The organism is Coriobacteriia bacterium, assembly GCA_013336165.1.
Classification (GTDB): Bacteria; Actinomycetota; Coriobacteriia; order Anaerosomatales; family JAAXUF01; genus JAAXUF01.
Window position 1 is genome coordinate 61969 of record JAAXUF010000002.1, and the last position, 13808, is coordinate 75776.

Consider the following 13808-nt stretch of genomic DNA (forward strand, 5'->3'; position numbering starts at 1 on the left):
GGTTCGCTGGCAACTCTCGTGAGACGCAAGGACTCCTCATCCACCACGAAAGGTCTTCCCCTATGCCTGAAGACACTGGAGCAGAGCCGAATGCCAACGGCGAAGTCCATGCCCGTTCCCACATGACAGCTGAAATCCGCGATCGCTTCGGCAAGGAGCGGGCAGCTGGAAAACGAGCCTGCTTGGAGCCCGGCATGTCGCGCTGGACGCAAGACGGAGAAGAAGCGGGTGCGGCGGAGAGTTCGTGACCCTCGACCGAACAACTCCTGACAACGACACGCCCGATCGGGCGAGCGAGTGCGCTGCCTACAGGCTCGTGGGGAATCCGCAGGATGACGAGCGCGGCATAGAGTTCTTCGCCTTTGACACCGCGAACCGGATCACGCTTCAGACCACCTCGGTAGACAACTCATCTGAATGTGATGCCATCCTCGCGCGCGCCTTCGAGCGCTGCGCCTTCTTCGAGCACACGTTCTCGAGGACCCGCGCGGACAGCGACGTATCGCGAATCAACAGGGCGAACGGAACACCGACCCAGGTTGAGCCCGAGGTCGCCGACATCGTCCGGCTGTCGCTCTCGTACAGTGAACTATCACACGGCGCTTTCGACATCACGATCGGCGCCCTCACAAGACTCTGGGACTTCCACACCAGAAGAGCGCCCTCGGCAGCCGAGATTACAGGCGCCCTGGAGCACGTGGACTACCGAAACCTGCTCGTCGACGAGACAACCGTTCAACTGCTTGACCCCGCGGCAGCCCTCGATCTGGGCGGCATCGCAAAGGGATACATCGCGGACGACATTGCGACCCATCTGCGGCAGCAGGGAGTCCAGTCCGCGTTGGTGGATCTGGGCGGCAATATATTCGCCGTCGGGGGTAGAGGCACCGGGGACTGGCTGATAGGGATAAGCGATCCCCACGACATGGACCGAACCGCGGTACGCATGCGCCTGCGCAACGCTGCCGTCGTGACGAGCGGGATTACCGAACGATGCTTCACCTCGAGACGAGGCGCCTTCAACCATCTCCTTGACCGGAGGACGGGACGGAGCATCGATAACGACCTGCTGAGTGCCACCGTCATAGCCCCCTCGTCGACAACCGCCGACGCCGTTTCGACCATATGCATGCTGCTAGGCCGAGAAGGTGCTCTTGAGTTGGCCGAGAATTGGAATGACATCGAGGTTGTCCTCATCGATCGCGACCAGATAGTCAGTTGCTCGTCTGGTCTCGCCAAGAACGACGACTGGCTGATCCTGAGATAACTCGGAGGCTTTTCTAGGGCGATCTCTTCCGTGTCTCTGGCCTCGGGCCATGCCGCCCTCATTCCGTCGCTCCGAGCCCGCAGAGCGCGGGTCCGCGGTCATGTGTGGGTATATGTGCGTGAGACCTTGCTCGCACCTAGGCCATGCAAAGAGCAAGGTCGATTCACCCACGGAGAGGGCGGCTATGATCAAAGAGACTCGCGATTCCGCAGCTTTCGGTTACGCTGCTGCTGCTGCGACGGGCATCACTGGGGTTGCGACGCCGGGGACCTTGCTCGAAATCGGGGCCCTGCAAAGCGCGATCTTCAACAGCGCGAACTTCTCGAGCATCGCCACCGACGCGAACGGCGTCATCCAGATCTTCAACGTCGGCGCCGAGCGGATGCTGGGCTACGCGGCTGCAGAAGTGATGAACAAGCTCACACCAGCCGACATCTCCGATCCCCAAGAGCTGATAGCGCGCGCCAAGTCGTTGAGCACCGAGCTCGGAACCCCGATCACTCCCGGTTTCGAGGCATTGGTGTTCAAAGCGTCACGCGGCATCGAGGATATCTACGAACTGACCTACATCCGAAAGGATGGCAGTCGCTTCCCGGCGGTCGTATCGGTCACCGCACTGCGCGATGCACAGGGCGCCATCATCGGCTACCTGCTCATCGGTACGGAGGTCAAGGCCGGGGCCCTGCAAAGCGCGATCTTCAACAGCGCGAACTTCTCGAGCATCGCCACCGACGCGAACGGCGTCATCCAGATCTTCAACGTCGGCGCCGAGCGGATGCTGGGCTACGCGGCTGCAGAAGTGATGAACAAGCTCACACCAGCCGACATCTCCGATCCCCAAGAGCTGATAGCGCGCGCCAAGTCGTTGAGCACCGAGCTCGGAACCCCGATCACTCCCGGTTTCGAGGCATTGGTGTTCAAGGCGTCACGCGGCATCGAGGACATCTACGAACTGACCTACATCCGAAAGGATGGCAGTCGCTTCCCGGCGGTCGTATCGGTCACCGCACTGCGCGATGCGCAGGGCGCCATCATCGGCTACCTGCTCATCGGTACGGACAACACCGCGCGCAAGGAGGTCGAAGAGCAACTGCGGTGGACCGAAGAGAGCTTCCGGTTGATGGTTGAGAGTGTGACCGACTACGCCATCGTTATGTTGGATCCGACGGGGTGTGTCGTGAGCTGGAACAGCGGGGCAGAGCGGATCAAGGGCTACAGTGCAGAGGAAATCGTCGGCCAGCATTTCTCTCGGTTCTACTCGCGCGAAGACATCGACCGTGGCGTCCCACAGCGGGATCTGGGGATCGTGGCGGCGAACGGGCGGTTTGAAGCCGAGGGGTGGCGGATGCGCAAAGATGGCTCGACCTTCTGGGCAAACGTGGTCATCACGGCGATACGGGACCAGGAAGGTAATCTGCGTGGCTTCGCCAAGCTGACTCGGGACCTGACCGGACCGAAGAGAGTGGAAGCAGAACTCATCGAAGCCAAGCTCGTGGCGGAAAGGGCCAACCTCGCCAAATCCGAGTTCCTTTCCAGCATGAGCCACGAGCTGCGCAGCCCGCTCAATGCGATCCTCGGTTTCGCCCAACTGCTGGAGTCCGATTCCCCGCCGCCGACGACTTCCCAACAGGAAGGCATTTCGCGGATTCTCCAGGCGGGATGGCACCTTCTGACGTTGATCGACGAAATCCTCGATCTCGCAAAGGTCGAGTCGGGGCAGGTGCCGCTTTCGCTTGAGCCGGTGTCACTGGCCGAAGTGATGCTCGAATGCCAGAACATGATCGAGCCGCAAGCGAAGCAGTGCGGTATCCAACTCACCTTCCCTCCGCTCGACTGCCCGTACTTCGTCCGTGCTGATCGAACCCGGTTGAAGCAGGTCTTCGTCAACCTGCTTTCCAACGCAGTCAAATACAACGTCGATCACGGTACAGTCGAGGTTGCCTGCGCCCACGGCACGCCGGGACGCATTCGCGTGAGTGTTAGGGATACCGGTCTGGGGCTGGATTCGGAACAGCTATCGCAGCTTTTTCAGCCTTTTAATCGCCTTGGACAGGAAGCTAGCAGCCAGGAAGGCACCGGCATCGGCCTTGTTGTGGCCAAACGGCTGGTCGAGCTGATGTGGGGCGTGATCGGCGTGGAAAGCACCATCGGGGCAGGAAGCGTGTTCTGGTTCGAACTCATCTCGGTTGCCAAGCCGGACTTCCCGATGGAAGCAGGCGACGCAATGGCATCGGTCCGGCATGATGCGCCTCACGGGGAGCAGCTACGACTACACACCCTGCTCTACGTGGAGGACAACCCCGCGAACCTGCAATTGGTCGAGCAGATAATCGCACGTAGACCTGACATCCACTTGCTGTCCGCTGTGACTGGAAATGGCGGTATCGAGATTGCGCGCGCGTCCATGCCGGACGTGATCCTCGTCGACATCAATCTTCCCGACATCAACGGCTTCGAAGTGCTGAGGACCCTGCGCTCGGATCCGACCACAGCGAACATCCCGGTGCTTGCCATAAGTGCCAATGCAATGCCACGGGATAGAGAGAACGGGCTGAAGGCGGGATTCCTGCGCTACGTCACCAAGCCGATCAGGATCAACGAGTTCATGCATGCACTGAATGAGGTGCTAAGACTCATAGAAAGAGGACCTGACGGGAAAGGCAAGACGCTGTAACTCCTATGACAAGCCCATCTGACATCCTTCATGGCAAGATCCTGATCGTTGACGATCAGGAAGCCAATATTCTTCTGCTCGAACAGATGCTGCGCCGTGCCGGCTACGTTTGCGTTTCCTCCACGACAGACCCGAGCGGAGTCTGCGAGCTGCACCTCAAGAACCACTACGACTTGATTCTGCTTGATCTCTTGATGCCTGTTATGGATGGCTTTCAGGTAATGGAACGGCTCAAAGAGGCTGAACCGGACGGATACCTCCCTGTCCTCGTGGTCACCGCCCAACCGGGCCAGAAACTGAGCGCGCTGCAAGCCGGCGCGAAGGACTTCGTCAGCAAGCCGTTTGAGTTGACTGAGGTGCTGGCGCGCGTCCACAACATGCTGGAAGTACGTCTGTTGTACAAGGAATTGAACGGCTACAACGAAGTGCTGGAACAACGAGTGCGGGAAAGAACCGCTGATCTTCAGGAGAGCCATCTGGAGACGATTCTCACGATGGCCCGAGCGGCGGAGTACAAGGATGAGAACACCGGCGCTCATGTGCAGCGCATCGGCAGCTACAGCCGCGAGCTTGCCATGATACTCGGCATGGATGAAGAGGCCGTCGACACGATCCATTTCGCGAGCCCGATGCACGACATAGGCAAGATCGGTATTCCCGACCACATCCTACTCAAGCCGGGCGACTTCACAGCCAATGAGTGGGAGATCATGAAAGGGCACACTCTGATGGGCGCGAAGATCCTCGGCGACAGCGAGTCTCCCTATCTCAAGATGAGCGCCGAGATCGCGCTCAACCACCATGAGCGTTGGGACGGCTCGGGTTATCCGCGTGGCAAGCGGGGCGAGGCCATCCCATTGGCGGCCCGTATTACGAACATATGCGACATCTACGACGCCCTTCGCAGCGAGCGACCGTACAAGCCGGCATTCGACCATGCAAAAGCCGTGGACATCATCACGTACGGTGATGATCGCACGCAGCCGAAGCATTTCGACCCAGCTATTCTTGCAGCGTTCGAGCAGAATCACCAATCGTTCCGCGATATCTTCGAGGCATACACCGCATGACTCCGTCGGGATCTTGAACTGGACGTCCTTCGGCACGGAGATGCATTGGGTCGGTCGGGCGCACTGCATGGCCGAAACGAGAACGGTCAGGCTTTCGTTTAGTCTCACCACTAGAATCGCAAGATCATCGCGCAACCGATTATTCGTAGAAGCCATCACATCAATCACGTCCGCGATGGTGTCTTTTTTAGAGCGATCTACCGTTTCGCCGAGAACCGCAAGCAGACGCTCCTCACCATAGAACTCGCGGTCACGGCTCCCTCAGTGAGACCGTCCGTGTAAATAAGGAGAGTGTCGCTTGGATCGATGTTGTCGCGGGGCACGCGACGCCACATGCTGCCGAGACAACCGAAGGCACGGGCGTGGGCGAGTAAGAACGCGTCACTGGCGGAGCTGCTTGAGCACTCGACATAGAGGCAGCAGTTCAGCCCACCGAGCGTGAAGGGTCCGCGGCTTTGAGCCGCGGGCCCTTCACTTTGCAATCGCAAGAAGCAGATGCTCGGAAGCACACCGAAGAAGCGCTAGATGCTGCGAGCTGCGTCGTACCCACCTTGGATGGCGTACAGGATGTTCTTGAACTTCCTCTTCTGCCCTGCGCTCCGCTCGTAGTCCTTCGAGCTGGTGCAGTCACCGATGGAGATCACGGTATACTTGCTCTTCAGCGCATCGGCAAGCGTGGTGTTGTCGAGCATGTCCCAGCACTCGATGACCGTGTCGCATTTCAGGGTCGACTCGATGCCGGCGGCCGTCTTGATGACCACTCCGTCGTCGACGATCTTCTGGACGGTGCTCTCGCTCCAGATCCTGACGCCCTTGGCCTGCAGGTGCGGCGGGATGTACTGCCTGAAGTGGATGGACTGTTCCTTGGCGACCTCCGTCGCAATCCCGCTGTGAACAATCTGAACCTTCTTGCCTTGGGCGAGCAGGTACAAGGTGAGATCCGTTGCATGGGCGTTGGCGCCGAGAACAACGACGTTGCTGCCGACGTTCGACGGGTTGTAGCTACCCATGTTGACCACCTTCGGGGAGGCGACCGTCGAGCTGCCGAACTTGGAGTCCCGCTTCCCACCAACAGCGACGATGACCACATCGGGCTTCTGGGTGTCGACGAATGCGGCGTCGACCTCCTTGCCGGTAACGACCGTCACCTTGTTGAGCGACATCATCTTGGTGAGGAAGGCGACGTGGTCATCGAGGCGCTCGTGAACGCCCTTGTAAGCTCTTGCGGTCTTGACCATGCCGCCCAGAGAACTGCCCTTCTCATACAGTGTGACCTTGTGACCACGCTGCGCAGCGCGACGAGCCGCCTCCATTCCGCCGGGTCCTCCGCCGATGACCATGACGTTTTTGACGGTTTTGGCGGCGGCAAGCACGTAACCCTCAGGCAAGGCCGCGTTGTAGGCACGTTGGAGTGCTGCGTTCACTCGGCAGAGCTCCGGGTCCCTCACGGAGACGTCAGCTGTGCCTGCACTGTGGCAGTGGAAGCAGTGAGCGCACGGTGCGACTTCGTCGCGCTTCTTGGCCTGCAGTTTGTTGGGGAGCTCGGGGTCGACGGTGAGCGGGCGGTTCATGAATACCAGGTCGATGAGACCGTCGCGAACTGCGTTATTGATGAGGTCGGGTGCGGTGCGCGGATCCATGAAGCCGGCGGTGCCGACGGGAATCTTGACTGCCTTCTTGACTACGGCGGCAGCCGGGATGAAACCGCCCGCTCCATAGTGCTTCCCGTCCTGCAGCCCTTGGAAGTGGACGCGGTAATCGAACATGGTCCCATAGCCGGTCATGCCGTCGGCATGGAAGCCCGCATGCATATTGTCAGGTGCCCAGCGGCCGGACTCCAGGCCGGGGGTGGTGCAGCGAACCTGGATGAAGTCGGCCCCCGCCGCCTCGAAAAGCTTCGCGGCTGCCGCAGCCTCCTCGACGGTGAGGTACCCGTCGTTGACGCCGAGCTGCGCGTCGTTCTCTTCGTAGGCGTCGTAGTGGCACATGATAGCCATATCCTGGCCGCAATTCTCCCTCACGGCCTTGATCTGCTCGACGAACAAGCGGGCACGGTTCTCGAGGGACCCTCCGTATTCGTCCTTGCGCTTGTTTCTGCGCCTAGTCAGGAAGCCACTCAAGCCATCTCCTGTAGAGAACTTGACCTCGATGCAGTCCCATCCCGCCAGCTGCAAGCGCTTCGCACATAGCCCATAGAGCCGTACGGCCTCTTTGATCTGTGCAGCTGTCGAGGTGTCAACATTGACGTTCGGACCTGTTTGTAGGCCAATGTAGGCGCCGGTCTTGTGCACCTCATCCGCGAAGGCCTTCGCGATCGGGATCCCTTCTTCGAGGGTCTTCACCTTCATCGTCGCAGTCGGCGCTGCAACGGCGCTGAAGCCCAGGTGGCTCAGTGTGGCTCCCTCGCACTGCACGAGGGCCGCGCCGCCCTTGGCGAAGTTGAGGTAGTACTCCCATGAAATGGGGGCGATCCATGCCTTGGTTGCATCTGTTGTGTCCGAACCTGCCGCGGTCTTGATGATGCGGTTCTTCAAGTTCATTTTGCCGATCTTGATCGGCGAGAAGATCGCCGCGTAGTCGGTTGTGTACTTGTCGTACGTATCGTCTTGCGGATTGAGTTGGTCGACGAATTCGCTCTTGGGGGCGGTCTCCTGTTGAGTCGTTGTCGACCCCGACTTGCAGCCGCTCAGTACGGAAGCGGCCGTCACCCCAAGTGCCGCCGCTCCGACGCCTTCGATGAAGCCCCGTCTCGTAAGTCCCTCTGTCTTCATGTTCCTCTCCTTTTGGTAAGAATCGATCGACAGACTCAGGCCGATTTGCCCCAAATCACGGCCTCCTAATGATGTGCAGTAATCGCTTGAGTCAGGAACCACACCTAACATGTACGAGGCGTGGATCACCCCCACATGAAAGATGTATTCCGGTTCTCGCGCATGCTCCCGCGCGCGTTCTGTGAGGCGTGCATCTCGGATTCGAAGCGCGCCAGTTGTGCTAGACTCGTGCGGGGCGAGATGAGTCAGAGGCGAGGCTGTTATGGCTGTCACTCATGACGCGCAGAAGGAGATCACGACAAGGAATTCCTCAGTCGTGTCGATACTCGTTATCGCGTTGGGCATCGCCAGCTTCCGCGCCGCACCTAGGAGCATCTCTGCAAGCGGTGTGTACGCGGGAATCGAGCTCTCCAGATACCTACCCATGGCCATCCAGATGGTCATCGTCATCTTCTTCGTGGTCCTCGGCAGCACTTTTTGGGAATCGAGGAAGGTTCTCTCCCGTGTCTTCTGGATATCAGTGGTCCTCCCGTGCGCAGGAACCTTGCTGGCTCTACTTGCCATGTATCCGGGCTTGGGCCATTCGCCGATAATCCACTACGCCGGGATGGGCATGTTCGGCGCCGCTAGTGCCATAGTGCTCCTCGGTTGGGGCGTAAGCGTCTGTTCTCTGGAACCGCGAAGATCTATCGTGGCGATTTGTCTGGGCTTTTTCTTCTTCAGCATATTGACCCGCGTGATCACTGCGCTTCCGGCAACCCTCGTATTCTGGTCGATGGCTGTTTTTCCGCTGGCCTCATCTGCTCTTCTCGCTTATCACTTCACGCACGCGCAGGGCATCAAGATGCTTTCCGGCAAGATAGCCAAGGACGTTCTCAGCAGCTTGCCATGGGGCATCCTCATCCTCCTCGTCCTATGCAACCTTGCAATCGTGATAATGAACACGACCGTCTCTAGGTCTGTGGCGATCACGACAACCCTTTCGTGGCCATTGGCTTTCGGCATTGGTTTAGGGATCGTCTACTTCTGGGTCTATGCTATGAGGCGAGATGATCCAGTGAGTCTCTGGCCGATGTTCGTACTTCTTCTGCTGAGTTGCCTACTGGTCTATCTCACGTCTTGGCAGGCAGATTCGAATGCTACGGCGTACATAATTTCCATCATGCAGCAATGGAGCATGATGTTCTATTGGATACTCCTTGCCGCACTGACCTATCGTCTTAACTTGCCGCCCATAACGTTCTTTGGACTGGGAAACCTTGTTATCGGTTCTCTCGGTGTCGTTGTGGTCAACTTCAGCAAGTCTCTCGTCCATAACCCCCAAGAAGCGGTCACTCTGGTCATTGCGCTTCTTGCTTTCTTCATCATTGTCGTCGCATTTCATGTACTCGGCTCCAGGAAGTCGTTGATTCCCGTCGTAGGCGCGCTGAGCACTAGATCCGACATTGAGGACACGATTGACGACATGGCCCACAAGTATTGCTTATCCGAACGGGAACTCGACGTTGTCGGCTACCTGGTCCGTGGATACACATTTCGCCAGATGAGCAAAGAGATGTTTATCTCACTCGATACCGTGCGTTCCTATAGCAAGAACCTGTATACGAAGCTCGGAATTCACAAGAAGCAAGAACTGTTCAGAATGATAGAAGATCGAGCGGGTCACCCGTTGGGCAAAGCGGCAAGATAGATCGCGGCGAGGTTCTCGATGCTTGCCCGGTCGTAGGCATACGTCGTAGCCGAGGCGGGATCTTAGTGGGTGATCTGCAGGCCTCGCGCACGTGCGCGATTGCATCGCGCAGATTTCATCGGGATCGATACTCGTTGGCACTTTGAAGACACGACAATGCCACACCTGCGCCCTGAAGTTCGTGAGCCCGCAGTGCGCCCGGTGTCCTAGGGGAATTCGAACCTTGTTCTCTTGGTAAAGTCGGTAGGGCATCGAAATAGGGGCCATTCAGAGAGTATCATTGTGAGATTGCCGATCATGATGAGAACCCAAGGACATGCCGCAGAACGATAGGCACGCCACAGGGAGAGATAGGGAACCGTCCCGTTGCGAAGCAGCAGTGGTCGGGTGGCTTGCGGCGACGCGCCCGGACTCCAAGCGCCTGCGCCGTCGCTTGGTGCTACACCTGTGTGTTGCCGCGCTGGTCATCGTATCTGTGGGCGGCTGCGGACGGGCTTCCACTGGCACGGACATGACCCAAACGCCCTCGCCAAGCCTGATCCCTACGTCTACCCCGTCACCCACTGAACCACCTGAGCCGGGGTTCACCTCGGCGGCCACACCATTCTTGCATTCATTGTCGCCCCAGCAGATGGCTGGCCAGCGGGTGATCTTGAGCTACGAAGGACTGACGCCGCCCGACGCTCTGCTCACGCTCATCAGCCACGGCGAGGCGGCCGGGGTCATTTTCTTCTCGGGCAACATCTCAAGTGCGTCGCAACTCCAAGAGGTCATCCAGAAGCTGGAGCTTGCCAATGCCAGCGCAGACAACCCTGTCTGCGCACCGTTGCTCTACATGATCGACCAGGAAGGTGGCAGCGTCCGCCGCCTCCCTGGTGCACCCGTCCTCTCAGAGAAGCAAATCGGTAGGTCAGCTGACCCCGCACGTGCCGCCGCGCAGGCAGGCACTGACGCCGGGAACTACCTCCGCAGTATCGGTCTGAACGTGAACTTGGCGCCGGTGCTTGACGTATATCGCACACAGGGCAACTTCGCCGATCAATACGGGCGGTCCTACAGCTCTGTTCCGCAAGTGGTCTCCAGCTTGGGGGTCAACTTCATCGAAGCCCAGCAAAGTGCCGGCGTCGCAGCGACCGCCAAGCACTTCCCTGGTCTGGGCGCGGCCGGCACCACGCAGAACACTGACGCAAGACGGGTGACGCTCGACGTGCCTGTGCAATCGCTGCGTACAATCGACGAACTCCCTTACGCAGCAGCCATCAATGCTGGGGTGAAGCTGGTGATGGTGTCTTGGGCGGTCTACCCCGCCCTCGACCCAACAGCCCCGGCTGGGCTGTCATCAATCATTGTGCAGGGTCAACTGCGAGATGCACTCGGCTTCAAGGGTGTCACCATCACGGATGCGCTGGAGGCTCGTGCCCTGGAACCGTATGGCACGATCGCCCATCGCGCCGAGTTGGCCGCGGCCGCGGGCATGGACCTTGTCCTGTGTTCCGGAGGCAGCGTCTCCGAAGGCGTGAGCGCCATGAATGCTTTGAGGGACGGCTATGCGGGGGGCGTGCTTGACAGACCGGCCTTCGAAGCATCAGTGAGCCGGATCATCGCTTTGCGTCTAAGCCTCGGCGAGTGACTTCTATTCGTAGAACCTGAGCCGCGCTGATCGCCCTTCATATCCAAAGGGCGGGGTCGGCTTCGGCCCGACCCCGCCCATCAACCCGCGGGCAGTCCAACTTCTCTTCAGCGATGCACCGCTACTTTCCGGCTGCCTTCCACCCCGAAGGGACCTCCATGCTCGCATGGCACGGGCTGCAGAAGAGCTGCGATTGTTCGTGGACCCTGTGGCAGCTGTAGCAGCCGAGCTCGCCGTTGTGTGAGTCGTGGGGGTTCCTCCCCGACCCGTCGTCGTAGTCTGCGGTCGTCTTTCCCAGCTCCTCGTAGCTTCCGTGGCACCTCAGGCAGAACTCCTTCGTGCCGAGTTTGACGAAGGGAAGCGGCGTCTGGTAGTTGCCGGTCACGTACTTGAACGCCTCGGAGGCCTGTTGCGAAATCGTGGATTCGTGGCAGTCCAGACAGGCGACATCGGCCTTGCCGTGAACAGCTGCCAGCATGTCTCCGCTCTTCCAAGTCTCGTAGTAGGGCGCCATGGGCTTGTGGCACAGGGTCGAGCAGAATGAGGGTTGCTCATGCCACTTCAGGCCGGCTACCACCGCCGCCGCGAGTACGATGACTACCACAGCGATGATGACGAGCCACTTGTTGCGCTTGTTCATGAGGGATCTCTCCTTGTCTTCTTGACCCCGGTCACTGGCCCACTTGCGAAGACAATACCACGGCCGGCGGCGGTGTATACCGTGCTAACGACAGATCCGGCCAAGCAGTCATCTGCTGAGCACGCGTGAGTAAAACTCTACCCATTTTGGGTAATGCCATCACCCGCTTCGAGGCTTCCTCGCGAACAAGATCTGCCATACGGTGAGCCTGTTGAGGGTGTTCCGACCTAGGAAACAAAGGAGGGAGGAGATAGATCGAACGGACTCCTATTGATGGGTGTTCCGACATGGGCAACAGAGGAGGAGAAGAAGAAGATGGATCGAAGGGATTTTCTTAAAGGAGCGGCTTTGGTAGGTGGCGCAGCTGTCGTTGGAGGGCTGGCCGGATGCACACAGTCAGGGACTGCTGCGACGAAGTGGGACGAAGAGTATGACATCGTCATCGTCGGTGGTGGTGGCGCTGCTCATATAGCAGGTATCACAACCGCAAGCGCTGACCCTAACGCAAAGGTCGTGCTTTTCGAAAAGATGTCTGCCCCCGGTGGCAGCACTATCATGAGTGGTGGCAATATCGGTGCCATGGGCACCAAGAACCTCTTGGATTATGCTGCGGAGACTAAGGATCCCATCTACAAAGACGACACATTCGAGAGTTACTACGAGGATAAACTGACAGCTGGCTGCTACTTGTCTGATCCAAAGATAGCCCACCTGTTCTGCTTTAATTCGCTCGATAACTTCAATTGGCTGGAGTCACTGGGTATCAAATGGAAGGGTTCACGTCTCTACGAGAGCCCAATTCAAGAGCCATCTGACTGGAGAAAATCAGCAGAAATGCAGGCATGCCAATACCTGCGGACCTACAACGATCAGGGTAAGTCCACGACGGTCAACAAGAAGGTCCGGTACAACATCGGGTCTACGTACAAGGACAAGTCGGGTGGCGCTGGCAACTTCCTGTGTCTGCAGGACACATTGAAGAAGTACAGCAATGCCAAGGTCGTCGTCGATGCTCCGGTTAAGACCATTGTCCGAGCGAATCAGATCAGCGGAGACGTGCAGGGCGTCATCCTTGAAAATGGCAAGAGAATCAAGGCAAAGCGTGCAGTGATCTTGGCTTCTGGTGGCTATGCTGCCAATGGAAAGATGTGCAACATGTATGATCCGCGCATCCCGGCAACCGTAGGATGTAGTGGTGGCCTCGGGAATACCGGCGATATGCTCACTGCTGCTTCGCTTATTGGAGGCCAACTCGTCAATATGAACTGCATTCAAGTTGACTTTGGCGCTAGCGTCAAAGAAGCCACAATGAGTGGCACCGCGGACTCCAACCCATTCGGCAGTGCAGCGGATTATATCGATGTCAAGAAAGATGGCAACCGGTTCTGGACCGAGAAGCCGAAGGCCGAAGACTATATGGACGCAGAGAATACGACCATGCGCGAATTCAATATGACGAGTTGGTTTAGGCTCGGTGACAGCCAGTCGGTAACGAAGGCCACTGCGGCAAACCTGGCTGCATTCGCAAAGACCTTCGGCAAGGTCTGTAACACCGTTAAGGAAGTAGCAGACTTCATAGGTTGCCCCGAAGCTACTCTCCAAGCGAATCTAGATAGGTATAATAAGTACGTCGGAACCAAAGTCGATCTCGACTTCGGCAAACCGAAGACGATGCTGACTCACACGATCAACAAACCTCCCTACTATGTCACTGAACTCACGTTCTACACCCGTACAACTCCGGGCGGACTGCGGATAGACACCAATTCTCAGGTACTGGATGTTAACGGTGCGCCCATTCCGCGCCTATTTGCAGCCGGTGAGGTCACGGGCAATGTCCATGGACGCTTCCGCAACAACGGCGGTGACTCCTGGACCGACATGACGTGCTTCGGACGGATTGCCGGTAACTCGGCCATCAAACTTGCTCCTCAAGCGTAAACGTCGTGCTATAGCGAGTAGTTCATTTCGTGAACGCTCAGCCAGTCAGCCGGTGCCATTCGCACCGGCTGACTCCTTTTCATTCGATTCTTAGAACCGGGCAGACAGCGCTTCTCGTGTCTGAA

The 13808-nt window shown here is 58.4% G+C and carries 8 protein-coding genes; 6 read left to right on the plus strand and 2 right to left on the minus strand.

The features are described 5' to 3' along the window. Window positions 1–244: 244 nt before the first annotated feature. The 3 genes from HGA39_01925 (at window position 245) to HGA39_01935 (ending at window position 5011) form a co-directional block, all read left to right on the plus strand. Window positions 245–1267, plus strand: coding sequence for an FAD:protein FMN transferase (locus HGA39_01925; protein ID NTW28108.1), 1023 nt, complete (start codon window positions 245–247; stop codon window positions 1265–1267). A gap of 184 nt (window positions 1268–1451) precedes the next feature. Continuing rightward, the gene (locus HGA39_01930; GenBank protein ID NTW28109.1) at window positions 1452–3941 is read left to right on the plus strand and encodes a PAS domain S-box protein; all 2490 of its coding nucleotides are present in this window, start codon (window positions 1452–1454) and stop codon (window positions 3939–3941) included. A 5-nt stretch (window positions 3942–3946) separates the two neighbouring features. Further along, a complete protein-coding gene (locus tag HGA39_01935; GenBank protein NTW28110.1) occupies window positions 3947–5011 on the plus strand; it encodes a response regulator in 1065 nt (354 codons plus the stop codon). A 521-nt stretch (window positions 5012–5532) separates the two neighbouring features. Here HGA39_01935 and HGA39_01940 read toward each other — a convergent pair. After that, window positions 5533–7782 (minus strand): FAD-dependent oxidoreductase, encoded by a 2250-nt coding sequence (locus HGA39_01940; GenBank protein ID NTW28111.1) that lies wholly within the window; start codon window positions 7780–7782, stop codon window positions 5533–5535. A 262-nt stretch (window positions 7783–8044) separates the two neighbouring features. Between HGA39_01940 and HGA39_01945 the strand changes: the two genes are divergently transcribed. Next, window positions 8045–9472, plus strand: coding sequence for a helix-turn-helix transcriptional regulator (locus HGA39_01945; GenBank protein ID NTW28112.1), 1428 nt, complete (start codon window positions 8045–8047; stop codon window positions 9470–9472). 511 nt (window positions 9473–9983) lie between these two features. Continuing rightward, window positions 9984–11102 carry a beta-N-acetylhexosaminidase gene (locus tag HGA39_01950; protein NTW28113.1) on the plus strand — a complete coding sequence of 373 codons (1119 nt, stop codon included), beginning with the start codon at window positions 9984–9986 and terminating at the stop codon, window positions 11100–11102. Window positions 11103–11223: 121 nt separating this feature from the next. On the opposite strand, the gene HGA39_01955 is transcribed toward HGA39_01950, so the two are convergent. After that, window positions 11224–11742 carry an ammonia-forming cytochrome c nitrite reductase subunit c552 gene (locus HGA39_01955; protein NTW28114.1) on the minus strand — a complete coding sequence of 173 codons (519 nt, stop codon included), beginning with the start codon at window positions 11740–11742 and terminating at the stop codon, window positions 11224–11226. Window positions 11743–12057: 315 nt separating this feature from the next. Between HGA39_01955 and HGA39_01960 the strand changes: the two genes are divergently transcribed. Continuing rightward, window positions 12058–13683 (plus strand): FAD-binding protein, encoded by a 1626-nt coding sequence (locus HGA39_01960; GenBank protein ID NTW28115.1) that lies wholly within the window; start codon window positions 12058–12060, stop codon window positions 13681–13683. Window positions 13684–13808: the final 125 nt, after the last annotated feature.

Bases quoted from the DNA above. Each gene is read 5' to 3' on its own strand.
- HGA39_01930 (NTW28109.1), top strand. From the start codon at position 1,452: ATGATCAAAGAGACTCGCGATTCCGCAGCTTTCGGTTACGCTGCTGCT.
- HGA39_01935 (NTW28110.1), top strand. From the start codon at position 3,947: ATGACAAGCCCATCTGACATCCTTCATGGCAAGATCCTGATCGTTGAC.
- HGA39_01940 (NTW28111.1), bottom strand. From the start codon at position 7,782: ATGAAGACAGAGGGACTTACGAGACGGGGCTTCATCGAAGGCGTCGGA.
- HGA39_01945 (NTW28112.1), top strand. From the start codon at position 8,045: ATGGCTGTCACTCATGACGCGCAGAAGGAGATCACGACAAGGAATTCC.
- HGA39_01950 (NTW28113.1), top strand. From the start codon at position 9,984: ATGACCCAAACGCCCTCGCCAAGCCTGATCCCTACGTCTACCCCGTCA.
- HGA39_01955 (NTW28114.1), bottom strand. From the start codon at position 11,742: ATGAACAAGCGCAACAAGTGGCTCGTCATCATCGCTGTGGTAGTCATC.
- HGA39_01960 (NTW28115.1), top strand. From the start codon at position 12,058: ATGGATCGAAGGGATTTTCTTAAAGGAGCGGCTTTGGTAGGTGGCGCA.